This window comes from Micromonospora sp. CA-269861, from assembly GCF_050948505.1.
GTDB lineage: Bacteria > Actinomycetota > Actinomycetes > Mycobacteriales > Micromonosporaceae > Micromonospora.
In genome coordinates, this window is the sequence record NZ_CP192014.1 from 2946274 (window position 1) to 2969507 (window position 23234).

The 23234-nt window shown below is 72.7% G+C and carries 21 protein-coding genes and 2 pseudogenes; 14 read left to right on the top strand and 9 right to left on the bottom strand.

Features of this window, described 5'->3' with window-relative positions:
• Nucleotides 1–39: 39 nt before the first annotated feature.
• From ACQP0U_RS13575 to ACQP0U_RS13595, 5 genes are all read right to left on the bottom strand, one after another.
• On the bottom strand, nucleotides 40–2424 hold the full coding sequence (locus ACQP0U_RS13575; RefSeq protein ID WP_433319120.1) for a hypothetical protein: 2385 nt from the start codon (nucleotides 2422–2424) through the stop codon (nucleotides 40–42).
• Nucleotides 2421–4187 carry an ABC transporter permease subunit gene (locus ACQP0U_RS13580; protein WP_433319122.1) on the bottom strand — a complete coding sequence of 589 codons (1767 nt, stop codon included), beginning with the start codon at nucleotides 4185–4187 and terminating at the stop codon, nucleotides 2421–2423. Before ACQP0U_RS13580 ends, ACQP0U_RS13575 begins: the two co-directional genes overlap by 4 nt.
• Nucleotides 4184–5461, bottom strand: coding sequence for a hypothetical protein (locus ACQP0U_RS13585; protein ID WP_433319125.1), 1278 nt, complete (start codon nucleotides 5459–5461; stop codon nucleotides 4184–4186). Before ACQP0U_RS13585 ends, ACQP0U_RS13580 begins: the two co-directional genes overlap by 4 nt.
• Nucleotides 5458–6090, bottom strand: coding sequence for an ATP-binding cassette domain-containing protein (locus ACQP0U_RS13590; RefSeq protein ID WP_433319128.1), 633 nt, complete (start codon nucleotides 6088–6090; stop codon nucleotides 5458–5460). The genes ACQP0U_RS13585 and ACQP0U_RS13590 overlap by 4 nt, the downstream gene beginning before the upstream one ends.
• A 92-nt stretch (nucleotides 6091–6182) precedes the next feature.
• Nucleotides 6183–7160 carry a helix-turn-helix transcriptional regulator gene (locus ACQP0U_RS13595; RefSeq protein ID WP_433319131.1) on the bottom strand — a complete coding sequence of 326 codons (978 nt, stop codon included), beginning with the start codon at nucleotides 7158–7160 and terminating at the stop codon, nucleotides 6183–6185.
• A gap of 44 nt (nucleotides 7161–7204) precedes the next feature.
• On the opposite strand from ACQP0U_RS13595, the gene ACQP0U_RS13600 reads away from it, so the two are divergent.
• From ACQP0U_RS13600 to ACQP0U_RS13615, 4 genes are read left to right on the top strand one after another with little or no spacing between them, the layout of a single operon-like run.
• Nucleotides 7205–7684, top strand: a complete 480-nt coding sequence (locus tag ACQP0U_RS13600; RefSeq protein WP_433319134.1) for a hypothetical protein — start codon at nucleotides 7205–7207, stop codon at nucleotides 7682–7684.
• Nucleotides 7684–8142: a hypothetical protein gene (locus ACQP0U_RS13605; protein ID WP_433319137.1), complete on the top strand. Its 459-nt coding sequence runs from the start codon at nucleotides 7684–7686 to the stop codon at nucleotides 8140–8142. Before ACQP0U_RS13600 ends, ACQP0U_RS13605 begins: the two co-directional genes overlap by 1 nt.
• A gap of 59 nt (nucleotides 8143–8201) precedes the next feature.
• Nucleotides 8202–9710, top strand: coding sequence for a flavin-containing monooxygenase (locus ACQP0U_RS13610; protein WP_433319140.1), 1509 nt, complete (start codon nucleotides 8202–8204; stop codon nucleotides 9708–9710).
• Between the two features lie 23 nt (nucleotides 9711–9733).
• Complete coding sequence (locus ACQP0U_RS13615) at nucleotides 9734–10645, top strand: SDR family NAD(P)-dependent oxidoreductase (RefSeq protein WP_433319143.1); 912 nt, start codon at nucleotides 9734–9736, stop codon at nucleotides 10643–10645.
• Between the two features lie 7 nt (nucleotides 10646–10652).
• On the opposite strand, the gene ACQP0U_RS13620 is transcribed toward ACQP0U_RS13615, so the two are convergent.
• Both ACQP0U_RS13620 and ACQP0U_RS13625 read right to left on the bottom strand, forming a co-directional pair.
• Complete coding sequence (locus tag ACQP0U_RS13620) at nucleotides 10653–11834, bottom strand: low temperature requirement protein A (protein WP_433319146.1); 1182 nt, start codon at nucleotides 11832–11834, stop codon at nucleotides 10653–10655.
• 27 nt (nucleotides 11835–11861) lie between these two features.
• The gene (locus ACQP0U_RS13625; protein ID WP_433319149.1) at nucleotides 11862–12281 is read right to left on the bottom strand and encodes a hypothetical protein; all 420 of its coding nucleotides are present in this window, start codon (nucleotides 12279–12281) and stop codon (nucleotides 11862–11864) included.
• Between the two features lie 185 nt (nucleotides 12282–12466).
• Between ACQP0U_RS13625 and ACQP0U_RS13630 the strand changes: the two genes are divergently transcribed.
• The 5 genes and pseudogenes from ACQP0U_RS13630 to ACQP0U_RS13650 form a co-directional block, all read left to right on the top strand.
• Entirely contained in the window at nucleotides 12467–13555 is a 1089-nt protein-coding gene (locus ACQP0U_RS13630; RefSeq protein ID WP_433319152.1) for an S-(hydroxymethyl)mycothiol dehydrogenase, read from the top strand.
• Nucleotides 13552–14181, top strand: a complete 630-nt coding sequence (locus ACQP0U_RS13635) for an MBL fold metallo-hydrolase (RefSeq protein WP_433319155.1) — start codon at nucleotides 13552–13554, stop codon at nucleotides 14179–14181. The genes ACQP0U_RS13630 and ACQP0U_RS13635 overlap by 4 nt, the downstream gene beginning before the upstream one ends.
• A 172-nt stretch (nucleotides 14182–14353) precedes the next feature.
• Nucleotides 14354–14794 (top strand): VOC family protein, encoded by a 441-nt coding sequence (locus ACQP0U_RS13640; RefSeq protein ID WP_433319158.1) that lies wholly within the window; start codon nucleotides 14354–14356, stop codon nucleotides 14792–14794.
• Nucleotides 14795–15077: 283 nt separating this feature from the next.
• Nucleotides 15078–15257: pseudogene (locus ACQP0U_RS13645) on the top strand (hypothetical protein); the annotation flags it as partial.
• A gap of 84 nt (nucleotides 15258–15341) precedes the next feature.
• A pseudogene (locus tag ACQP0U_RS13650) lies at nucleotides 15342–15791 on the top strand (hypothetical protein); the annotation flags it as partial.
• Between the two features lie 64 nt (nucleotides 15792–15855).
• On the opposite strand, the gene ACQP0U_RS13655 reads toward ACQP0U_RS13650, so the two are convergent.
• Entirely contained in the window at nucleotides 15856–17226 is a 1371-nt protein-coding gene (locus tag ACQP0U_RS13655; RefSeq protein ID WP_433319161.1) for an alpha/beta hydrolase family protein, read from the bottom strand.
• A 262-nt stretch (nucleotides 17227–17488) separates the two neighbouring features.
• On the opposite strand from ACQP0U_RS13655, the gene ACQP0U_RS13660 reads away from it, so the two are divergent.
• From ACQP0U_RS13660 to ACQP0U_RS13680, 5 genes are all read left to right on the top strand, one after another.
• A complete protein-coding gene (locus tag ACQP0U_RS13660; RefSeq protein WP_433319164.1) occupies nucleotides 17489–17812 on the top strand; it encodes a MazG-like family protein in 324 nt (107 codons plus the stop codon).
• A gap of 589 nt (nucleotides 17813–18401) precedes the next feature.
• Entirely contained in the window at nucleotides 18402–18986 is a 585-nt protein-coding gene (locus ACQP0U_RS13665) for a hypothetical protein (RefSeq protein WP_433319167.1), read from the top strand.
• Between the two features lie 363 nt (nucleotides 18987–19349).
• Nucleotides 19350–20309 carry a hypothetical protein gene (locus tag ACQP0U_RS13670; RefSeq protein WP_433319170.1) on the top strand — a complete coding sequence of 320 codons (960 nt, stop codon included), beginning with the start codon at nucleotides 19350–19352 and terminating at the stop codon, nucleotides 20307–20309.
• A 163-nt stretch (nucleotides 20310–20472) separates the two neighbouring features.
• Nucleotides 20473–21447 carry a pirin family protein gene (locus ACQP0U_RS13675; protein ID WP_433319173.1) on the top strand — a complete coding sequence of 325 codons (975 nt, stop codon included), beginning with the start codon at nucleotides 20473–20475 and terminating at the stop codon, nucleotides 21445–21447.
• A 170-nt stretch (nucleotides 21448–21617) separates the two neighbouring features.
• Complete coding sequence (locus ACQP0U_RS13680) at nucleotides 21618–22286, top strand: hypothetical protein (RefSeq protein WP_433319176.1); 669 nt, start codon at nucleotides 21618–21620, stop codon at nucleotides 22284–22286.
• Between the two features lie 279 nt (nucleotides 22287–22565).
• Here the strand turns inward: ACQP0U_RS13680 and ACQP0U_RS13685 are convergent, their stop codons facing one another.
• Nucleotides 22566–23234, bottom strand: a complete 669-nt coding sequence (locus tag ACQP0U_RS13685) for a DUF1345 domain-containing protein (protein WP_433319179.1) — start codon at nucleotides 23232–23234, stop codon at nucleotides 22566–22568.

Sequence of the window (23234 nt, forward strand, 5' to 3'; positions counted from 1 at the left end):
GAGTCTCCCAGAGCCGTGCCACCGGCCAACCCGAGCGACCTACGTCACGCGGCGCTCGGCGTCGTCCTCGAGTCGGGTGTCGGCGGCGGCCAACCCCTGGGCGTCGGCGACCTCCTCGGCCACCGCAGCCGCGTCCGCCCAGTGCCGCCGCGCGTCGGCGGGGTCGCCAAGCGCGTCGCAGGCGTCACCCAGGTACAACAGGGTGCGCGCCAGCCCGGCGGTGGGCCGGCTCTCCTCGCGCAGCCGGCGGCTCTCGGCCAGCAGCTCGTACGCCGTCCGCGCCTGCCCGGGGGTGCTGCTCAGCAGCGTCGCCCCGGCGTTGAGCAGTGCCGTCGCCCGGCTGGTGGGGTCGTTGACCGACTCGTACTCGCGCAGCGCGGCCCGCCACGCCTGGGCGGCGTCCAGGTGCTCGCCGAGCGCCGCGTGCACCAGCACCAGGTTGGTCAGCGCCGCCGCGTACCCGCGCGCGTCACCCACCGACCGGAACGTGTTGGCCGCCCGCACCAGGTGGTGGTGCGCGGTGTCCGGTTCGCCCCGGGCGAGCTGGGCCGCGCCCAGGCCCAGCTCGGTGAGGGCGTGCCCGGCACGGTCCGCGCCCGAGCGGTGCCGGCGGGACATCTCCAGGTGCTCCACCGCGTCGTCGAGCTGGCCCAAATCGAGCAGGGCCAGGCCGAGGTTCATCCGCGCCTGGGCGTTGCCCCGCCGCCCACGCTCGTTGACCGCGAGGGTGAGCGCGGCAGCCGCCCCCTGCGGGTCGTGCCGGCGTCGGCGCAGCACCCCCAGCTCGTTGTGCGCCCACCCGGCGATCTCCGGGCGGTCGTCGGCGGTCGGGGTGGCCAGCACGGTGCGGCAGACCTGCTCCCACTCGTCGAGCCGCTCGGCGTACGCCAGCCACCCGCACAGCGCCACGGCCAGCCGGAACCACCACCGGCGGACCCGACGGGGCAGTGTCTCCTTCGCACCGGCCGGCACCCGCACCACCGCCAGCAGCAGCTCCTGGTGCAGGTCGAACCAGCCGTACGGGTCGTCGTCGAGCGGCAGCGACCACTCCCGGTCCGGTGGGGAGCCGAGCACCGCCAGGTTGGCCGCGTGCCGTTCGGCCCGGCGGGCCAGGTGCCGGGTCAGCCGGGCCTGCGCGGCGACCCGGGCACGGGCCGGATCCGCGTCCCGCAGGTGCAGTCGGGCACTGCCGGCCAGCAGGGGGCGGATCTCGTACCGGTCGCCGGGCGCGCCGACCACGAACGCCGCGGCAGCCAACCGGTCGAGCAGCGCGGTCACCAGCTCCGGGTGCCGCCCGGCCAGCGCCCCGATGGTGGGCCGGTCCACCGGGGCGGGGACCAGTGACATCAGCCGGTACAACCGTCGGGCCGCCCGGGGCAACGCCTGGTACGCGATGTCCCGTTCGGTGACCAGGCGGGCCGCCGGGGACACGGCGAGCCGCTGGTGCGGTGGCGTCTGCACCGCGCGGCGCAGCGCGTCCAGCACGTCGGAGTGCCGCCAACCGTGCTGGGCGGTGCGGTAGCCGAGCGCGCGGACGGTACGTGGCTGTCGCCCGCACAGGTCGACGATGTCGCGTACCGCCGGGTCGGTGCGCGGGTCGGCGCGACGGACCCGGGCGCCGGGCGCGGCCCCGCCCGCCGTCGCGAACAGCTCCACCGCCTCCGACGTGCCCGGTTCGGCGATCCAGTGCGCGACCACACCCTCCAGACCGACGAGCGCCGGACCACCGGCGAGGAGCAGACGGCAGGTGCGCGCGGTCGGCGGCAACAGAGGCCGGACCTGCTCGGGACGGTCGACGTTGTCCAGCACCAGCAGGATCTTGCGACCGTCGAGCTGGCCGCGCAGCGCGTCGGCGGCAACGGCGAGCGCGTCCGGCCGGCCGGAGGTCGGCGGTGCGGTGCCCAGGATCCGGGCCAGCGCGGTGAGCACCTGCCGGGCCGAGCGGGGTCGACCCCGCCGCCGCAGGTCGAGGTAGTACTGCCCGTCCGGGAAGTCCTCCCGGCACCGGTTCGCGGCCTGGACCGCCACCGCTGAGGTGCCCACCGCGCGTCGACCCAGCACCGCCACCGCGTGCTCGCGCGCCAGCAGCCCGACCACCGCGTCGACGTGCTCGCCGCGACCGGTGAACTCGGCCGTGTAGGGCAGCGTGGGCGCGCCGGTGACCGGCGTGGTGAGCACGTCCGTCGGCTCGGGGCCGACCTCCCGGCCGGCGCGGCGGCGGCGTACCTCGTACACCACGTAACCCACCACGCCGCCGGTGGCCAGGACGATGGTCGCCGGCCCGAGCACGCTGGCCGCCAGCTCGGAGAGGAGATTGCCGGCCAGGTTGCTGGCCACATTGGCCAGGATGCTGCCGACCACGCCGCCGATCGCGATCAGCGCCGGCCAGCGCGAGCCACCACGCGCACCACCCGGCCCGGTCACCGGACGCCCCCGGAGACGAGCCCGGCGACCAGGTGCCGCCGGGAGAGGACCACGAGCACCACCGGCAGCACCGAGGCGAGCACCGAGCTGGCGGCCAGCGCGCCACTGTTGCTCACGAAGCTGCGGGTCTGCTCGGCCAGGAACGGCCCGAGCGGCGACGCCCCCGGCCCACCGAACAGCCGACCCACCACCAGGTCGTTCCAGACCTGGACGAACTCCAGCACGGAGACCGCCACCACCGCCGACAGGTTGTGCCGGGCCAACCGGCGCAGGGTGTGCCACCACCGGCGCCCGCCCAGCCGGGCGTCGCGGACCTGCTCGACCGGCAGGTCGGCGAACGCGTTGCGCAGCACCAGCACCGCGAACGGCACGCCCAGCGCGATGTGCACCAGGGCCAGACCCTGGGCCGTCCCGGAGGAGAGCACCAGGCCCAGCACCTCGTTGACCGGCCCGGCGATGACCTGGATCGGCACGACGCTGGCCGCCAGCAGCAGCAGCCCGGTGGCCTGCGCGGCCGGCCCGGTCAACCACGCCAGCGGGTACGCGGCCAGCAGCGCGACCACCAGCACCGTGGCGGTCACCGCGGTGGCCAGCAGCAGGGTGAAGCCCAGCGTGCGCCACAGTTCGGTGCCGGTGACCAGGTTGCGGTAGGACTCGTCATTCGGCGGCGCGGACCACCAGCCGCGTGCGGCGGCGTCCACCCGGCCATGCGCAGACGTGGCGACCAGCACCGCCAGCGGCACCAGCCAGGCGATCGCGGCACCCGCCGCGAGCAGCCGGAACAGCCGCCGGGGCGGGGCGACCGGTGCGGGCTCCGGTGCCGCCTCGACGCGCGGCGGCGGCCAGGCCTGCCGGACGAAGAGCGCGGCGACCATGATCCCGCCGATCACCGCCACCAGCCACACCACGCCGAGCGCGGCCCCGTCGCCGGTGGTGGTGCCACCGGAGGTCTGCCAGATCCGCAGCGCGAGCACCGACGCCTCGTCGCGGACCGAACCGGGGGTCATCACCAGGATGAGGTCGAACGTGCGGCTGGTGCCGACCGCCACCAACGCGAAGACCACAGCGGTGGTCCGCAGCAGCAGTGGCCGCCACTGCGCGTCCCACAGCACGTGGCGGCGCTTACCGCCGTAGGCGCGCACCGCGTCGGCGAGACTCGGCGGCACCGCGTCCAGCGCGGACCGGAACACCAGCACCGCCAACCCGACCCAGGCCCAGACGAACGCCGACATCAACGCGACGGTGACCATCCCCGGCCCGAGCAACTGCGGCGCGTCCTCGACCGAGCGGCCGGTCAGCCGGGTCGCGACCAGGGTGGCCAACCCCCGGCTCGGGTCCGGGTCGTACATCAGCCGGAAGGTGACCCCGGTGACGACGAGCGGCAACGCCACCGGCACCAGGAGGATCAACCGGACCAGGCCACCCTCCTGGGAGCGGCGGGACGCGGCGGCGAGCAGATAGCCCAGCGCCGTCACCACCGCCGGCACCAGCAGGGCCCAGAGGACCGTCCGGCCGACCACCGCGCCGGTGCCCGGGGCGGCGAGCGCGGTTCGGAAGTGCTCCGCGCCGACCCAGCGACCGTCGGTGGTGACGCTGGCGTGGATGGTCCGCAGCACCGGCCAGAGCACCAGCCCACCGAGCAGCACCGCGGCCGGCAGCAGCAGGGCCGACGTCGCCCCCGCCGCCGGATACGCCCGACCCCGTCGGGCCGGCCCGACGTCGTCGAGGACCGCCAGCTCGCCGAGGACCCGCACCTGGCTCATCGGCCGCTCCCCGCGCTGCGAGCCGCAGCGGCGAGCAGGCCGGTGGCCCGCCGGATCGCCTCGCCGGCGCGGACCCCGTCGGTGACGTCGGCGAAGAAGCCCTGCATGATCCGCCAGATGCCGACCCCGTCCGAGCCGGTGAACGCGCCGGGCAACTGGTCGGAGAGGTCGAAACGCAGGGTGCCGGGCGTCCGCATCTCCGCGGCGAGCCCCTGGCCGACCCGGTCCCGGTAGCTGCCGATCGCGACGTTGGTGTTGGGCGACAGGTAACCGCCCTTGCTCAGCCACGGCTGGAACGAGTCGGCCCTGGTGAGCCACTCGACCAGCTCGACCCCGCCCCGGGCGTCGGCGAACGCCACGGCCGCGTCCCCGCCGACGATCAGTGGGCCGCCGCCCGGCTGGGCACCAGGGAACCGGAACGTGACAGGCGGCTCCGGACCACGCTGGAACGGGTCGGCGACGTCGGCGGTGAAGTCGGCCCCGACCAGCATCACCGCCCGCTTCGTGTGCACCACCTGGATCACCGACTCCTCGTACTGGGTGAGCAGGGCGCGACGGCCACCGCCGACGAACGCCCCGTTGATGCTCCAGAGCCCGGCGAGCCGGTCCAGTGCGTCGCGCACCGGCCTGCCCTCCCAGTCGGCGTCCGGCCGGGCCAGGGTGCTGTAGCTGTCGGGTGCCACGTCGGCCAGGACGTTCTCGAACCAGTCGGTGAGGACCCAGCCGTCCGCGGCGCCGATCGCCAGGGGCGCCGGCCCGCCGTCGCGCCGGGCGAGCGCGCCGAGCTCCTGGGTACGCCGGACCAGCGCGTCCCAGTTGGCCGGCTGCACCGGCAGCATCGAGGGCAGGTGCCAGACCAGCGACTTGTGGGCCGCCTTGACCCAGACGCCGTAGCGCTGGCCCTCGGCGGTCAGCAGCTCGCCCAGCCCGGTGGGTACGGCGTACTCGGTGGACCCGCGCACCGGGCTCAGCCACCCGCGCTGGGCGTACTCGGTGACCAGGCCGGGGCGCGGCAGGATCGCCACGTCCGGGCTGGTGCCGGCCAGGTGCCGGGCGCGCAGGAACGCGTCGATGTCGTTGCCGGCGCTGACCACCTGCACCGGAGCGGGGTAGCCGGCGACGACCTCGCGGAACCGGTCCAGCTCGCTGGTGCTCCAGACCACCGCGACCTGCACCGACCGGGTCCCACCGGAGCAGCCGGCGACCAGGGCGGTGGCGCCCGCGGCGGCGGTGCGCAGCAGCGTACGGCGACTCGCTCGGGCGGTCGGCCTCATCGGGAGGCCTCGCTCGGCTCGGTGACCAGCTCGTACCGCACCGGTATCTCGGCGAGGGTTGCCGGGTCGGCGGTGCAGACCAGCACCGCCACCCCGGGGGCGTCCGGTGGCGAGAGCCGAGGCATCAGGTCACCGAGGCGGCTGTCGCCCGCCGACCCGGCCGGCAGGTCGATCACCAGCACCTCGGGCAGGCAGGCCGCCGCTCGGGCGAGCGCCACCCGGAACCGCTGGGCGGCGGAGATCTGGTGCGGCAGCAGGGCGAGGGAGAGCGCCAACTCGAGTCGGTCGACCACCGTGGCCGTCCAGTCGTTGGCCACCTCGTGCACCCGTTCGCGTTTGCGTTGGCCGTACTCGATGTTGCGCCGCACGGTGAGCTGCGGCAGCAGCGCGCCGCCGGCGGGCACGTAGCCGATCTGCCGGCGGGGCGGCGGCAGGGCGGTGACGTCCCGGTCGCCGACGAGGATGCGACCGGTCACCGGCGGGGCGAGCCCGGCCAGCACCCGGGCGACCGCCGTGCCGAACCGGGGTGGCGCCACCAGGGCGGTGAGCGTGCCGGCGGGAACGTCGAGGGTCACCGGCCCGGTGCCGGGGACGGCGACAAGCGCGCGTAGCCGTAGCGTGACCCTCACCTCCGGTGACCATTGATGACCGTCCCAGGGTGGCACACCGTGCCGACAGCCGACGCCCCTGACCCTTCCACTGTGGAGTGGGTCGGGGCTGTTCAGGTGGGGGAGTAGAGCGCGGCGAGCCCGGCCGCCGTGGCGGCCAGCCGTTCGCGCAGCGCCGCCGGGGCCAGCACCTCGACGTCGGCACCGAGGCGCAGCAGGTCGCCGTGGGCGTGGGTGAGCGACTCGATCGGCAAAACCGCGGTCACCCAACCCCGCGCATCCGGTGGCCCGGCGCTGGTGTCCATCGCGGTCACCACCGGGTCGCTGCCGATCTCGCGCAGCCGCTCCCGGCCGGCGGGGGAGAGCCGGACGTGGGCGTCGTCCCGGTGCAGCCGGGCCCGGAACTGCACCACGTGCGCCCGCCACCAGGCCGGCAGGTCGAAGTCGGCCGGTCGGTCGAACTCCTGGGGCAGGGCGGTCAGCGCGAGGATCTGGTTGACCCGGTAGGTCGCCGGAGCGCCCCGGCCGGGCTGGTCGGCCACCACGTACCAACGGCCGCCCTTGAGCACCAGGCCGTACGGTTCCAGAACCCGGGTCACCTCGCCGTTCCAGCCGCGGTAGCGCACCTCGATGCGGTGCTGTCGCCAGACCGCCTCGGCCGTGCGGGCCAGCTCGGGGGAGGCGTCGCCGTCCGCGTACCACCCGGGAGTGTCCAGGTGGAAGCGTTGTTGCAGTCGGGTCGCCCGGTCGCGCAGCGGCGCGGGGAGCGCGGCGTGCAGCTTGAGCTGCAGCGCCGCCACCACGTCGCCGTAGCCCAACTCGTCGGCGGGGCCGGGCAGCCCGGCGAGGAACAGCCGGTCGGCCTCCTCGGCGGTCAGCCCGGTCAGCCGGGTCCGCCAGCCGTCGACGAGCTGGTAGCCGCCGGCGTGCCCGGCCGCACCGTAGAGCGGGATGCCGGCGGCGTGCAGCGACTCGACGTCCCGGTAGATGGTGCGGGGGGAGACGGCCAACCGCTCGGCGAGCTGCGTGGCGGTCAACCGCCCGTGCGACTGGAGCAGCAGCAGGACGGAGAGAAGTCGAGAAGCCCGCACTTCACTGACACTAGTTGTCAGGGGACCCGTCCTATCGTCCCGCCATGGCATTTCGCGACAAGGAACTCCGAACGCCCGGACCGGTGCTGGTCGACGGCCGGCACCTCAAGCGCTACCACATCGACCAGCCGGAGCGACCGATCGAACCCGAGGTGGAGAAGGCCGCGTACGACCTGCTGCCCGCGCTGCTGGCCGACGTCGTGGACGACGGCACCCCGGCCGCCGGGTGGGTGGTGCTGCACCGCGGCGCGGACAGCGGCGCCTACCTGCTGGCGTACACCTGGGTGTGGGACAACGCGCTGGAGGTCCGTGTCGCCGCGGCCGGGCAGCCGGCGCTGAACTGCCCGGACGACGACCCGACCCATTTCGTCGAGGTCCGTCGGCCCGCCGTCGGCTGCGTATGGGAGCTGGCGGTGCTGGAGCACGAGCGGGCGGCCTGGGTTCGGCACCTGCTTGCGCCGGAGTCTCCCGACCTGGCTGGATATCTGGACGACACACGAGCGGAAGGGCCGGTGGGCCGCTGATGGGCGACTTCGACTTCTACGTGGGCACCTGGAACGTGGTCAACCGGCGGCTGGTCAAGCGGCTGGTCGGCTCCGACGAGTGGGAGGAGTTCCCGGGTGTTTCGGTCGCGCACAGCTTCTTCGGTGGCGGCGGCAACTTCGACGAGATCACCTTCCCGACCAGGGGTTCCGCGGGTGCCACGGTCAGGATCTTCGACCCGGTGCGTGAGGAGTGGTCGATCTACTGGATGAGCAGCGTCGACGGAGTGCTGGGGCAGCCGCCGATGGTGGGCCGATTCGTCGACGGCGTCGGTCGCTTCTACGCCGACGACCAGCATGAGGGGCGGCCGGTGCGCTGCCGGTTCATCTGGTCGGACATCAGCGCGACCACCGCCCGCTGGGAGCAGGCGTTCTCCGTCGACGGCGAGCGGACCTGGGAGACCAACTGGATCATGACCTCCACCCGGGTGTCCGACTAGGTTCCGGCCATCCGGGTGCGGTGTTAGGGTCCGACCACCGCCCCGGATGGAGGAACCCGATGGCCTCCGACCACGTCGACGTGCTGATCATCGGCGCCGGCCTTTCCGGCATCGGCGCCGCCTGTCACCTCCGTCGCGACTGCCCCGACAAGACGTACGCGGTGCTGGAGGCGCGCGACGCCATCGGCGGCACCTGGGACCTGTTCCGCTACCCGGGCATCCGCTCCGACTCGGACATGTTCACCCTCGGCTACTCGTTCAAGCCGTGGACCGCGCCGAAGGCCATCGCCGACGGCACGACCATCCGGGAGTACGTGCGGGAGACCGCCCGTGAGTACGACGTGCCCCGGCACATCCGCTTCCGGCACCGGGTGCTGCGCGCCGAGTGGGACAACGAGGCCGCCCGTTGGACGGTGCACGCCCAGCGCACCGACACCGCCGAAATCGTGGTGCTGACCTGCTCGTTCCTCTTCGCCTGCGCCGGCTACTACCGCTACGACGAGGGTTACACCCCGCCCCTGCCCGGCGTCGACGCGTACGCCGGGCGGCTGGTGCACCCGCAGCACTGGCCCGACGACCTCGACCACACCGGTAAGCGGGTGGTGGTGATCGGCAGCGGGGCCACGGCGGTGACACTGGTGCCGGCGATGGCGCAGCGGGCCGCGCACGTGACAATGCTCCAGCGCTCACCGACGTACATCATGGCGCGGCCGGCCCGCGACCGGCTGGCCGACGCGTTGCGGCGTCGGCTGCCGGCGAAGGCCGCGTATCCGGTGGTGCGCGGGAAGAACGTGCTGCTGTCCACAGTCAACTTCCAGCTCAGCCGGCGCGCGCCGGGTTTGGTGCGGCGGGCGTTGCACCGGGCCGCGCGGGGCCGGCTCCCGGTGGGGTACGACGTCGACAGGCACTTCTCGCCCCGCTACGACCCCTGGGACCAGCGGCTCTGCGTGGCACCCGACGGCGACCTGTTCACTGCCGTGCGGGACGGCACCGCGTCGGTGGTCACCGACACCATCGACACCTTCACCGCGCACGGCGTCCGGCTGACCTCCGGTGCGGAACTGCCCGCCGACATCGTGGTCACCGCCACCGGGCTCAACCTGCTCGCCCTCGGTGGTCTGACGCTGCGCGTGGACGGCGTCGACGTCGACCTGCCCAGCACCGTCGCCTACAAGGGCATGATGCTCTCCGGCGTGCCGAACTTCGCGCTGACCCTCGGCTACACCAACGCGTCGTGGACGCTCAAGGCCGACCTGGTCGCCGGTTACGTCTGCCGACTGCTGCGGCACCTTGACCGCACCGGTCAGCAGGTCGTCACCCCGCTGCCACCGCCGGACGCCGAGCGGGTGCCGCTGATCGATCTGCGCTCCGGCTACGTGCTGCGTGCCGTCGACACGCTGCCCAGGCAGGGTGCGACCACGCCGTGGCGGTTGCACCAGAACTACGTCCGCGACGTGCTGCTGATGCGGTACGGGCGGCTCACCGACGAGGGTGTGCGGTTCTCGAACGCGGGCCAGGTGACCGCGCCGGCCCGCATCCCTCGTCCCGTCGCGTCCGAGCGTCGGTAACCCGCCAGCAGAGGAGCAGGATCGTGCAGAGGTTCGACTTCGCCGGCGCGACCGCCGTGGTCACCGGGGCGGCCAGTGGCATCGGCGCGGCGCTGGCGCACGCGCTGGCCCGCCGTGGCAGCGATCTGGTCCTGCTGGACCGCGACGCCGAGCGGCTGGACGCCGTAGGCGCCGCGATCCGCGCCGACCACCCGGACCGTCAGCTCGCCACGTACCTCGTGGACCTCGCCGACCGGACCGCCACCGCACAGGTGGCCGCGGAGATCGTGCAGCGGCACCCCCGCGTACGCCTGCTGATCAACAACGCCGGCGTGGGCCTCGGCGGCCGGTTCGACCAGGTGACGTTCGACGAGTTCAGTTGGGTGATCGACGTCAACTTCCGGGCCGTGGTGCAGCTGACCCACGCGCTGCTGCCCACCCTCCGGGCCGAGCCGGGCGCGCACCTGGTCAACATCTCCAGCCTGTTCGGGCTGATCGCGCCGGCCGGGCAGACCGCGTACGCGGCGAGCAAGTTCGCCGTGCGCGGCTTCACCGAGGCGCTGCGACACGAGCTCGTCGACGACGGCTTCGGGGTGACCTCGGTGCACCCCGGCGGCATCCGCACCCGGATCACCGAGAACGCGCGGATCGGCAGTGGCGTCTCCCACGACGAGTACGCGGCCGGCCGGGCGCAGTTCGAGAAGCTGCTGACCATCGCGCCGGAGCGGGCCGCCGAGGTGATCCTGCGCGGCGTCGAGCGGCGTCGGGGCCGGGTGTTGATCGGCTGGTCGGCGAAGCTGCCCGACCTGCTGGCCCGGGTCATGCCCGCCTCGTACAACAGGCTCCTGGTCACCGGCCTGAACCGGGGCGTGGCCCGCCCGGCGTCGCCCGCCCCGGGCGTTCCCGCGCAACGCCCCGCCGACTCCCTCGCCGACCCGGCGCGCGAGGTGGCGTGACCGCAGTTCAGGCCGGGCCGGCCACCGTCGCGCTCGGGCCGACGTCGCGGCTGCGCAGCAGCACGGTCACCGTCACGAGTGCGATCAGCAGCGCCGCGAGCACGTACACCGGGGCCGGGCCGAGCGGCGCGAGCAGTGCCAGCAGCGCGACGACCGGGAAGGCGACGACCACCGTCCCGTGCTGCTGCCGTCGCACGTGCAGCGCCCAGACCGTCAGCAGGTAGACGGCGATGGGGACGGCCACCGCGTACCCGGCGGTCTTCTCGGAGACGTGCGCGAGGTGCCGGTCGAGATCCACCGACACGCCCAGACCCGCGCCGACCGCGGCGATCGCCGCGAACACCAGGTAGTGCCCATAACCCCAGATCAGGGAGTACGGCTGCCGGTCGGGAGCCTCGTTCGGCCGGTCGAAGTAGAGCCACCAGAGCGCGAACACGATGACCGCGCCCGCCGCCGCGAGCGACCAGAGGTCGTGTTCGCCGGCGTTGAGCCCGTCCTGGATCGCCAACGAGACGGCCCCCACCGCCTCACCGAGCACGATCAGGGTGAACAGGCCGTACCGCTCGGTGATGTGCGCCGGGTGCCACGGGGTCATCCCGGGGCGTTCGGCCACCGCCGGCACCGACAGGTCGGCCAGCGCCAGCACCACGAACGACGCGATGCCCCACTCGACGGGCAGTAACAGGCGCAGCAGCCACCCGAGCTGCACCACTGTCACGCCGATCGCGTAGCGGCGCGCCGCCGCACGGTGCGCGGGGTCGCCGATGGCCGCTCGGCTCCAGTGCACGACGGCGGCCAGCCGCATCACCACGTACCCGTAGGTGATGACGTTGAAATCGCCGTCGGTGAACGCCCGGGACACCCCGGCGGCGATGATCAACGCCCCGGCGATCTGCACCAGCGTCGTGATCCGGTAGAGGTCGTCGTCGGTGTCGTAGGCCGAGGCGAACCAGGTGAAGTTCATCCACGACCACCAGATCGCGAAGAAGACCATCAGGTACCTGGCCAGCGCGTGGCCGACGTGTCCCTCGGAGACGTCGTGGTGCAGGTTGCCGGCGGCCTGCGCCACGGCCACCACGAAGCACAGATCGAAGAAGAGTTCCAGTGGCGTGGCCGCGCGGTGCGGCTCGTCGCGACGGTGTGGCCGCATCGGCCGGTAGAACGGCCGCACCGGCCGAGGTTGCGTCACCGAAGATCCTCCGGCTGCCCGCCCGGCTCAGCCGAGCCGGCGGCCGTGGGTCAGCCCCTCCAGCACCAGGGTCAGACCCGCGCCGACCAACCAGACGTCCTTGGCGAGCCCCGAGCCCTGCTGGGTCGGGCGGATACTGCCGGGTTCGCGCATCCCCGGCGTCTTCAGGTACAGCTGCACCAGACCCGCGCCGAACGCGGTCAGGCCGAGCCCGACCAGGGGCGCCGGGACGAACGGCGCGATCAGCGCGGCCCCCAGGGCGATCTCCGAGTACGACAGCAGCTTGGCGAAGCGCCCCGGCTCCAGTTGGCCGAGCTGGGGCATGGCGGCGACCGCCATCCCGTGCAGGCCCTCCGCCGCGGTGCCCTCCAGGGTGCGCTTGCCCAGACCCGAGTTGAGGAAGTACGCGCCGATGCTGACCCGTAGCGGCAGGTGCGCGAATTTCATTGTCACTCCCGATGGCCGTGGTCGAATGCGGCCCGCGTACCCCGGACCGCCCGCGATAACCCGCCGAGCCGGCTGGGCTGGCCGTGGCGGTCGCGGTAGGTTCGCCGGGGGCCCACCGCCGAGCCCGTGGCACACCCGCCCACCCCGGCACCCGGCCCTGCCGCAGACCACCAGCAGGAGGCGAAGTGAGCCAGGAAGTCCGGGGAGTCATCTCCCGCAGCAAGGGCGCGCCGGTCGAGGTCACCACCATCGTGGTGCCCGATCCTGGGCCCGGTGAGGCGATCGTCCGGATTCAGTCGTGCGGTGTCTGCCACACGGACCTGCACTACCGCGAGGGTGGCATCAACGACGACTACCCGTTCCTGCTCGGTCACGAGGCGGCGGGCATCGTGGAGCAGATCGGCGAGGGCGTCACCGACGTCGCCCCGGGCGACTTCGTGGTGCTCAACTGGCGGGCGGTCTGCGGAGTGTGCCGCGCCTGCCGTCGGGGTCGGCCCTGGTACTGCTTCAACACCCACAACGCCACCCAACGGATGACCCTCACCGACGGCACCGAACTCGCCCCGGCGCTGGGCATCGGGGCGTTCGCCGAGAAGACCCTGGTGCACGCCGGTCAGTGCACCAAGGTGGACCCGGCGGCCCGTCCCGCCGCCGTGGGCCTGCTCGGCTGCGGGGTGATGGCCGGGCTGGGCGCGGCGATGAACACCGGAAACGTCACCCGGGGCGACTCGGTCGCGGTGATCGGCTGCGGCGGCGTCGGGGACGCGGCGGTCGCCGGTGCGGCCCTCGCCGGCGCGACCACGATCGTCGCGGTGGACACCGACAGTCGCAAGCTCGACTGGGCCCGCAAGTTCGGAGCCACGCACACCGTGAACGCCTCCGAGGCCGACCCGGTCGAGGCGATCCGTGCCGCCACCGGTGGCTTCGGCGCCGACGTGGTGATCGACGCGGTGGGCCGCCCGGAGACGTGGAAGCAGGCGTTCTACGCTCGCGACCTGGCCGGCACTGTGGTGCTGGTCGGCGTACCGACCCCGCAGATGCAGATCGAGCTGCCGTTGCTGGACGTCTTCGGGCGCGGCGGGGCCCTGAAGTCCAGTTGGTACGGCGACTGCCTGCCCAGCCGGGACTTCCCGATGCTCACCGAGCTGTACCTGCAGGGGCGGCTCGACCTCGACGCGTTCGTCACCGAGGAGATCGCGCTCGACCAGGTCGAGAACGCCTTCGAGCGGATGCACCACGGCGACGTGCTCCGCTCGGTGGTGGTGTTCCCGTGACCGCCCGCGTCGACCGCGCGGTCACCTCGGGCACGTTCTCCCTGGACGGGCAGACGTTCGACGTGGACAACAACGTCTGGGTGCTCGGTGACGACACTGAGTGCGTCGTCTTGGACGCGCCGCACGACGTGGCGGCGATCCTGGCCGTGGTGGGCGACCGGCAGGTCCGGGCGATCCTGGCCACCCACGCCCACGACGATCACGTCCGGGTCGCGCCCGAGCTTGCCCTGGCCACCGGTGCGCCGGTGCTGCTGCACACCGCCGACCGGGTTCTGTGGGACATGGTCCACCCGCAGCTGCCGCCCAACGGCGAGCTGCAGGACGGGCAGAGCATCGAGGTGGCCGGCACCACGCTGCGGGTGCTGCACACTCCCGGGCACAGCCCCGGCGCGTGCAGCTTCCACGCACCGGACCTGGGCGTGGTGTTCACCGGCGACACGCTCTTCGCCGGTGGCCCGGGCGCGACGGGCCGCTCGTACAGCGACTTCGACACCATCGTCCGGTCGATCCGCACCCGGCTGCTGACCCTTCCGGCGGAGACGGTCGTGCACACCGGTCACGGCGACGACACGACGATCGGCGCGGAGGCGCCGCACCTGCAGGAGTGGCTGGCCCGCGGCCACTGACCCGTCCTGGTCAGCTGGCGCTTCGGGGCGCGGTCGACGGGCTCAGCGCTCGTCGGCCGTGCCCAGCACCGGATTGATGTCCAGGTACCCGTCAACGCTCACTGCCTCGACCACTCTCGCTCCCTCTTGGACGATCCCAACCTCACCTCGTCGCGACGCTAGGATCCCGTTCATGTCCGCCGACTCGCCCGTCCCTGTCGTCCGTCAGCTGCGCCTCGTGGTGGAGGCCGCCGACCATGAGGCCGCAGTCGCGTTCTTCCGTGACGCGCTGGGCCTGCCGGAGGAGGCGGCGTTCACCAGCGAAGGGGATGCCCGGGTGGTGATCCTGGACGCCGGCCGCGCCACCCTGGAGATCGCCAACCCCGCGCAGAAACGCCTGATCGACGAGGTCGAGGTTGGTCGGCAGGTCGCGCCGCGCATCCGGGTGGCCTTCGAGGTGGACGACACGGAGGCGACGACCGCCCGTCTGGTGGCCGCCGGTGCGAGCGAGATCGCACCGCCGACGCGTACGCCGTGGCAGTCGCTCAACTCCCGCCTGGACGCCCCCGCCGACCTCCAGATCACCATCTTCCAGGAGCTTCTCGCGCCGGCCGAGGGTGGCGGCGACCACTGAGTTCCGGCTGTCGGCGCCACGTCCCGTGCGTTGCGAATGGGCGGTTTCCGCCGGTCACCGAGGTCTGGCACCGTAGTCACGGATCGTAGCCGGGCAGAGTCGGCATGTCCGACTCCCTGCCGTGACCGGGACCGCGCCGGGCCGGCGCTCGGGCATTTCCGGAATGCCCGACACGTCAACCCGGTTGTGTCCCCCGTACCGCCGGAGCCCAAACCCTTTCCGCGGTCATCTCCCGAGGAGTGTTCACCCCGGAGCGCTTCGCACGATCGAAAGGGCAACCATCGTGAAGGTCGACTTCACTAGATGGCTCCCCGCCATCGCTAAGGACTCGTACCGCAAGACCGCGCTGAGCGTGGCGGGTGTGGCCGCCCTCGGCGGTCTGGCGCTCGCGCCGACCGCAGCCGCCGCCCCGGTCACCTCCGGACCGCACCAGGGCGCCGTCGCCGCCATCGACCTCGCCACCGGCAAGGCCGTCACCTCGGCAAACCAGGATGAACAGCCCGTCGAGTCGGGTCTCACCACCGGCTCCGCCACCGGCAAGCCGCCGGCCGGCAAGCCGAGCCGCGCGCAGCTGATCCCGCACGGCATCGAGGGCGCGCAGTCGCGCGTACCCCTCGACGACGCGCAGCTCGCCAACGCCCGGGCCATCGTCGACGCCGCCAAGAAGACGGGCGTCGGTGACCGGGGCGCGGTGATCGGCGTCGCCACCTCGCTGCAGGAGTCGAAGCTGTACAACCTCGGCCACCTGGGCGCGTACAACGACCACGACTCGCAGGGCCTGTTCCAGCAGCGTCCGTCGTCCGGTTGGGGCACGCCCGACCAGATCACCGACCCGGAGTACGCCGCCACGGCGTTCTTCAGCGCACTCAAGAACGTCGGCGGCTGGCAGGACCTGCCGCTGACCACCGCCGCGCAGACCGTGCAGGTCTCCGCCTTCCCGTACGCGTACGCGCAGTGGGAGGAGCAGGCGGCGGACGTCGTCCAGCAGCTCTGGTGACACCCGCACACGAGGCCGGCCGGCTCCCTTCGACGGGAGCCGGCCGGTTCTTTATTGGCGTACCTCAGCAGGCCGGGTAGAGGCGGCGGGTGCCGACGCCGGCCGCGTACGCGTCCCGGTCGCTGAACCGGCAGCCGTAGTCGGGTCGGGCCACCACCGCCGGGTCGGTCACGGTGTCGCCGGCCGGGCGCTTGCCGGCGCGTACCCAGGACACCAGGTCGTCCCAGGCGGCGCCGGCCTCCGCCGGGGTGAACTCGCAGTGCTGCGTGGCCCGGATCGCCCGCTGCACCACCAACCTGCTGCGACCCTGCCGCGCCACGTCGGTGGCGTACGCCTGCTCCATGCTGAACGGGACGAACAGGTCGCCGAGACCGTGCAGGCTGAGCACCGGCGCGGTCGGGCGGCCGGCGATCCGCGGCACCTCGGTCAGCGTCGGCAGCAGCCGCTGCCGCACGTTCTCCGGGGCGACCCGCTGCACCGTCGCGTTCACGTTGACCGGGCTGTTCGGCGTGTAGCGGGTGAGCAGGTTGGTGGAGAGCTGGCCGGGCCGCTGGGCGGGGGAGTTGCCGCTCCCGGTGGGCACGCTGATCGAGAAGAGGAAGTCCTTCCAGACCGCGAACGCCGCGTCCGCGCCCGGACGTGGCCCGCCGGAGCGGTTCACCGTGATCGCCCGCAACTGCTTGCCCCGGTCCGTTGTGGTGTCCGGCCCGGTGGGGGTCAGCCCGGCCAGGCCGAGCGCCACCTGGATGCGGGGCACCGCGTTGGTCAGGTAGTCAGCGGGCGTGGGATGGGCCGGCACCCCGGCGAGCGCCTGCGCCACCAGGTTGTAGTCCAGGTAGAAGTCCAACAGCGTCTGATCGCCGAGCACCCCGCACATCGGCAACGCGCCGTCGTAGTAGCCGGGGTACTGCTCCAGCGAACGACCGATGACGTACCCACCCATCGACACCCCGGCCACGTAGGTGTGCTGCGGCCGGCGGACCGTCCGCCCGAAGTGGTCGGCGAGATCCTTCGTACCCAGCACGCCTGAGCGGATGTCGAAGCCGTTACGGTCGTACGACGACGACGCCCACGCGTACCCCTGCTCCAGGAGACGCTGGCGCAACCCGAAGCCCGGCGGTTCCGGTGAGAGCACCGTGCCCTGGCCGCGGTAACCATGCGCCCACAACACCAGGTCGCCGTTCCACCGGGCGGGGACCTCGATAATGTACCCGGCGTGGCGGTGCACGCCCTGGCGTACCGTCGTCGGCTTGCCGCCCACGACCAGCGGGGCCAACGGCGTATTCTCGATGGTGTAGCCGGGCAGTGGCTCGCCGCCCCTCGCGTCGCGACCGGTGGCGCTGGCCGGCGCGGCACCGGCCAGCCCGACCGCGAGGGTCAGCGTCGCGGTGGTGGCGAGCAGCCGGCGGAGGGTACGAACGGGTGTGGACAGCATCGATGCTCCCCATCGGACGGATGTCGCCCGGGGGCGACCAGCGGGACGGTTGCCTACCGGCCGGTAGCGCCCTGAACCTAGAACCGCCGTCGACACGTGTCAATGGGTACGCTGATCGGCCGGTCAAGCACGACTGTCCAGCCGATCAGAACGGTCGTGCGGGCGCATGCTGTTGTCAGCTGCCCGTCAGTGACGTGTCCGGCGTGGCCGTGCCGTACCCCGGCCGTGCGGGCCGGTGGGCCGGTCGGGTTGACTGGTCGCCGTGGACGAGTCGATCTGGGAGGCGGCCCGCGCGTCGCGCGGCTGGCTGGACGCGGCGAACGGCACCGGGCAGACCGAACTGACCTGCCGCATCCTCAAGCTGACCGAGGAGGCCGGGGAGGCGTCGGCCGCCTGGATCGGTCTGCTCGGGCAGAATCCTCGCAAGGGTGTCACCCACACCCGCGAGGACGTCGCGGCTGAGCTGGCCGACGTCGCCTTCACGGCGTTGGTGGCCATCGAAAGCCTGGGGCTGGACGCGCAGACGGCCCTGGACGCCTGTGCCGCAAAGGTGCGCTCGCGTCTGGCAGGCCAGGAACGTCCCTAGCGTCCAGTCGCGCCGGCCCGCCCCACCCGTCAGCCACCTCGACATGTCGTCGGTACGCGAGTGGTGTTCGCATCGGGTGTGATGTCCGGGGTGCCCCGACTTCCGTGAACCCGAGTGGATCACCCCCGGGTGCGGCGATTCGGTGCCGTGGCCCGGCGTCTGGTGGGCGTTTTGTCAGGTTGTGGGTGTTGGTGGGTCGTGACCGGGCGCACTCGTGGGCCGGAATCATGGCCGGCCCGGGGTCGTTACATACCCTGACGATCGCAGCACCACCGACCGCCGCCCGGCCCCCTGGGGGTTCGGCTGCAGGTCCGGCAGGTGGGAATGCCAGCCTCCGCCCGGTCGTTACAGTCCCCACGGACGACAGCAGGCACCGCCTCGATGAGGGTGCCGGCAGGTGGGCCAAGCCGGAATGACCTAGGCCCCCCGGTCGTTACATCTGGACCTGGCGCCACGAGCCCTCGGCTCGTAGGCGGCCAACCTCAAAGACTTTTCCCCTTGCATGTGCAGCGCCGGACGAGGTGCTCACACCCTGCCGCTGTTCCCCCTTTGGCGTTCAGGGTGTCCTACCCCCGAAGGAGCTACCCCCATGAACACGATCATGCGTAAGAGCGTGCTGTCTGTTGCTGGTCTCGCGTTCGCCGGTGGTGTCTTCGCCGGTCCGATCGCCCACGTGGCCAACCCGGTCGACGCCAAGCCCGCCGCGGTAGCGGTGCAGGCCGACAAGCCCGACACCAGCAAGCTGATCCCGCACGGCACCCAGGGTGACCAGTCCCGCATCAGCCTGAACGACGAGCAGACGGCTAACGTCAAGGCGATCATCGCCGCGACGAAGAAGGCCGGCCTGCCCGAGCGGGCCGCGGTGATCTCGATCGCGACGAGCCTGCAGGAGTCGAAGCTGGAGAACCTCGGCCACCTCGGCGACATAAACGACCACGACTCGCTGGGCCTGTTCCAGCAGCGCCCGAGCTCGGGTTGGGGTACGCCGGAGCAGATCACCGACCCTGAGTACTCGACGACCGCGTTCCTGAAGGGCCTGCGCCAGGTTGACGGGTGGCAGGACATGCCGCTGACCGACGCCGCGCAGACGGTGCAGGTCTCGGCGTACCCGGACGCCTACGCCCAGTGGGAGCAGCAGGCCGCCGACCTGGTCGGCCAGTACTGGAACAGCTGACCCGTACCACCGCACCACCGAAGGACAACCAACCGCTGGCCGGCACCCCGAACCTGGGGTGCCGGCCAGCGGCCTTTCCTGCTGTCCCCGGTCGCCGGATCGGCGGTCGTCCGTAGATCTTGGACAGTTTCCGTTCAGCGCGAACGGAAACTGTCCAAGATTCGCGTCGGCGACGTAGCGGAGCGACGTGATCGGCGCCGAGTGATCCGATCGGCGGGTGGGTACGTACCCCCGGTCGGGGACCGGCGGAGGGACAGAGGCATGGCCGCAGTGGGGTACGGCGCGGATCGCGAACCGGAGTCAGAGCCGGAACCCTCCGGTGAGGCCGTACCACGAGGGTGGTTTACCGGCGCTCGCCTGTTGGTGGCTGCCGCTGTCGTCGTGTTGCTCCTGGGCGCGGCAGCGATTGCCGTGATCGTCGCGGATCCTGACCGGCTCGGGATGACCTACTCCGGCCAACCCGACGGCACCCGCCCGGACGGCACCCGCCCGGACGGCACCCGCCCGGACGGCACTGGCCCGGACGGCACCCGCCCGGACGGCACTGGCCCGGACGGCACCCGCCCGGAGGGCACCCGCCCTGGTGACGGCGGCCGTTCGGGGGGCGTCGCTGACCCGGACGCTGCTGGGGGCCGCCGCGGTGGTGCGGGTGCTGCTGCGGAGCAGATGCTGACCGCGCCGCTGGCGGGTCGGCAGAAGGGCGCCTTCGTGCTCGCGGATGGGCTGTCCTCGTTCGAGCTGCGGGTGGCCGAGTTGGGCGATGACCTGTACCGGATCAGTACCCCGGCCGGCTCTGGTGTGGCGGGCCGACCAGCGGTGCAGGGGGAGACCGTGCGGCTTGACCTCGTGGAGTCCGGGACGCGCGGGCCGCGGGCCGTACGGGTGTTGCTCAACGAGCGGGTCGCCTGGCGTGTCCACCTCGTTGGCGGCGTGAGCAGTCAGGTGCTGGACCTGACCCGGGCCCGGCTGTTGGGCGTGGAACTCGCCGGCGGCTCCAGCCGCACCGAGATCCTTCTGCCACCGATCACCGCCGCCGGCCCCGGCGACCCCGCCGGCCCGAGCTCAGGCAGCCCCGCCAGCACCCTGACCGTACGACTCACCGGTGGGACCAGTCAGCTCGACGTCCGGGTCAGCGGGGAGACCCCGGTACGGGTTCGGGCGGGGGCCGGCGCCGGCTCGGTGGTGGTACGCGACGACCGGTGGGATGGGGTGGCCGCGGGCTCGGTGCTGGGTACACCGGGTTGGGACCGGTCGGCGACGCGCCTGTACCTGGACCTGGTCGCCGGTGCCAACAGCGTGCTGGTGTCCTCCAACAACAGGTGAACCACGCCGTGCCAACCCACGCCGTCCCAGTGAAGGCCAGGTCGGACCGCACTGATGGGCCCGCGCCGATGACCCCGCCCTGATGACCACGGGCTGGTGAACCCCGCCCGCCCCTGGTTGGAAGCGCCGTGGTCGTGGGTGGGCGTGCGCGTACAGTCGGGCGGTGGAGCGTACTGAATCAATGCTGGCGCAGACCCGACCGCCCGGCGTGGCCGACGTCGATCCCGGCAGTGTGTTGTTGCCCGGCCACGACGTGCCGTTGGGTAGGTACACCACGGTGCGGCGGCTGCTTCCGCAGCGCGCCCGCCGGATGGTCGGCGCATGGTGTTTCGTGGATCATTTTGGCCCGGACGATGTGGCGCAGCGGCCCGGTATGGAGGTGCCGCCGCATCCGCACACCGGGCTGCAGACGGTGACGTGGCTGCTCGACGGTGAGATTCTGCACCGGGACAGCCTCGGCAACGTGCAGCCGATCGTGCCCGGTCAGCTCAACGTGATGACCTCCGGGAACGGCATCGCCCACTCGGAGCGGTCGCCGGCCACCCACCCGCCGGTGATGCACGGTGTGCAGCTCTGGGTGGCGCTGCCGGACCCGGCGCGGGCCGGGGCGGCCGACTTCGCGCACCACGCGGACCTGCCGCGTTGGCGGGACGGTGATCTGGACTTCACCCTGCTGGTCGGTGAGTTCGGCGGGGAGCGGTCACCAGCGGTGGTGCACACCCCGCTGGTGGGGGTGCAGCTGGAGCTGCGCGGTGAGGCGCCGACGACGATGTCGTTGCGGCCCGATTTCGAGTACGCCGTGCTGGCGATGTCCGGGTCCGCGGAGGCGGCCGGGGTCGGGTTCGAGCCGGGGGCGCTGCTGTATCTGGGCTCGGGCCGTCGGGAGCTGACCGTGCGCGGCGGGGCTGGGGCCCGGTTGCTGCTGCTGGGCGGTACGCCGTTCGAGGAGCCGTTGGTGATGTGGTGGAACTTCGTCGGCCGGTCGCACGAGGAGATCGCCGCCGCCCGGGAGGACTGGATGGCCGGCGACGGACGCTTCGGTGTGGTCGTCGACGATCCGGCGCCGCCGCTGCCGGCGCCCGCCCTGCCCACGACCCGCCTCAAGGCCCGCGACCGCACCGGCGATCTACACGGCTGACGACACCGCCGCGCCCCAGCCACCCACCCCGCCGATCTTGCAGTTGCGGTCCCCGGCATGCGGGATTCTGCGTCTTTTGCCGCGACAGAAAGTGCAAGATCGCGGGGTGCAAGGGCGCGGGGCGCTGGGTGCCGGGTGTGTGGCTGGTGGCGGCGCGGGTAGTCGCCGGCATGGCGACCAGTTTGATCACTCCGATGGAGGACCGTAAGCGTGTGGCGCGCCGGCTCGCCGGTAGCGGGCGGGGCTTCGCCGAGCAGTACGGGTTCCGGGTTACCAACAACCCGGCGAGCCTGTTCCAGGTGCTCTATCTGTCGGTGCTGCTGGCTCGTCGTGGTGACTTCCGGCGGGCGCTGGACGGGGCGCGGGCGTTGCGCGACGAGGGGTGGGACAGCGCGGCCCGGCTGGCTCGTTCTCTGCACGAGGATCGGGTCCGGGTGCTGCGCGCCAGCGGCCAGCGTGGTGACGTGGACGCGCTCGCCGATGTGCTGGGCGACCTGGCCCGGACGGTGGTCGAGCGGTACCGGGGTGATCTGCGCCGGTTGCGGGCGGTGGCGCACCACGACCCGGGCCGGGAGCGGACGCTGCTCGCCGAGCTGCCGGGCGTGGACGATCAGGTCGTCGACCTGTTTCTCCGCGAGGCGCAGGCGTTGTGGCGGGAGGTGGCCCCGGTCGCCGATCGGCGGGCGTTGGCCGCCGCGCGTCGGCTCGGGCTGGGCAGGTCGGCGGACGACCTGGCCGGCCTGGCCACTGGCGAGTCGGAGCAGTTGGCGTGGCTGGTGGGGGCGTTGGCCCGGGTCGACCTGGAGCATCGGTACGCGGAGGTGACAGGTCGGCCGTGACGTGCCCTGGCCCACACTTCCCCAAATTCTGACCAAACGGAGGATGTTCTGTCGTATGGTTGGACCCGGCAGTGCTGGCCGCTCGGTTCGAGTGGGCCTCCACCGCCTGGTGACCGCGACCGGTTCGGATGCGGTTCACCGCCTGGGCAGGCTTGCGTGGCGCCCTGGGTCGCGGTTCGTGACCAGGGGCGCCCGCCTGTCCCGGCCCTTCGATCGGCCCCGCCCCGTGTCGCGCTCCGGGGGACGGCGCAGCCGAAAAGCGACAGCAGGCCGGTGCCCTCAGCGGGCCAACCCCGCCAGCAGGTTCACTGTCACGGCGATGATGAACGCCCCGAACAGGTACGACACCATCGAGTGCCGCAGCACCGTACGACGCATCTCGTTGCTGGTCAGGTTGGTGTCGGAGATCTGGAACGTCGTCCCGATGGTGAACGCGACGTACGCGAAGTCGGAGTAGCACGGCGGTTCGGGCTGGTTGAAGTTCACCCCGCCGTCCGGGCCGGTGTAGTAGATCCGGGCGTACCGGGCGGCGAACACGGTGTGCACCACGAACCAGGAGAGCACCACGCTGAGCACGCCCAGGCCGCTGTGCAGTTCCCGGGCCGTCCCGGGGGGCGCGCTCTGCGCGCTGGCCACGACCAACCCCACGGCAAGCAGGCTGGCCAGGCAGGCGACGAGTAGCAGGGCGTCCCGGACCGCCCGGTTCGGGTCCTCGTGGACGGCCAGCTGGGCGGTCCGCTCGGCGTCCATCGGCCAGATTTTGTGCCAGACCAGCACGAGCCAGCTCAGCGCGCCCACGTCCCAGCCTGCCAGCGCGGCGAGCGGCAGGGGTAGCAGCAGCGCGAAGACGCAGCCGGCGACGACGCCGACCACCGCCACCACAGCGAGCTGCTTCGCAGCAGCCGGGAAACGCACGTCCGCTGGCCGGTCGGGGCCGGTCTGGGTCAT

Excerpts from the sequence above, each read along its gene's own strand:
- ACQP0U_RS13665 (WP_433319167.1), top strand. The coding sequence starts at position 18,402 with ATGAACACGATCATGCGTAAGAGCGTGCTGTCTGTTGCTGGTCTCGCG.
- ACQP0U_RS13640 (WP_433319158.1), top strand. The coding sequence starts at position 14,354 with ATGTCCGCCGACTCGCCCGTCCCTGTCGTCCGTCAGCTGCGCCTCGTG.
- ACQP0U_RS13610 (WP_433319140.1), top strand. The coding sequence starts at position 8,202 with ATGGCCTCCGACCACGTCGACGTGCTGATCATCGGCGCCGGCCTTTCC.
- ACQP0U_RS13580 (WP_433319122.1), bottom strand. The coding sequence starts at position 4,187 with ATGAGCCAGGTGCGGGTCCTCGGCGAGCTGGCGGTCCTCGACGACGTC.
- ACQP0U_RS13585 (WP_433319125.1), bottom strand. The coding sequence starts at position 5,461 with ATGAGGCCGACCGCCCGAGCGAGTCGCCGTACGCTGCTGCGCACCGCC.
- ACQP0U_RS13600 (WP_433319134.1), top strand. The coding sequence starts at position 7,205 with ATGGCATTTCGCGACAAGGAACTCCGAACGCCCGGACCGGTGCTGGTC.
- ACQP0U_RS13680 (WP_433319176.1), top strand. The coding sequence starts at position 21,618 with ATGGCGACCAGTTTGATCACTCCGATGGAGGACCGTAAGCGTGTGGCG.
- ACQP0U_RS13685 (WP_433319179.1), bottom strand. The coding sequence starts at position 23,234 with ATGACCCAGACCGGCCCCGACCGGCCAGCGGACGTGCGTTTCCCGGCT.
- ACQP0U_RS13605 (WP_433319137.1), top strand. The coding sequence starts at position 7,684 with ATGGGCGACTTCGACTTCTACGTGGGCACCTGGAACGTGGTCAACCGG.
- ACQP0U_RS13655 (WP_433319161.1), bottom strand. The coding sequence starts at position 17,226 with ATGCTGTCCACACCCGTTCGTACCCTCCGCCGGCTGCTCGCCACCACC.
- ACQP0U_RS13625 (WP_433319149.1), bottom strand. The coding sequence starts at position 12,281 with ATGAAATTCGCGCACCTGCCGCTACGGGTCAGCATCGGCGCGTACTTC.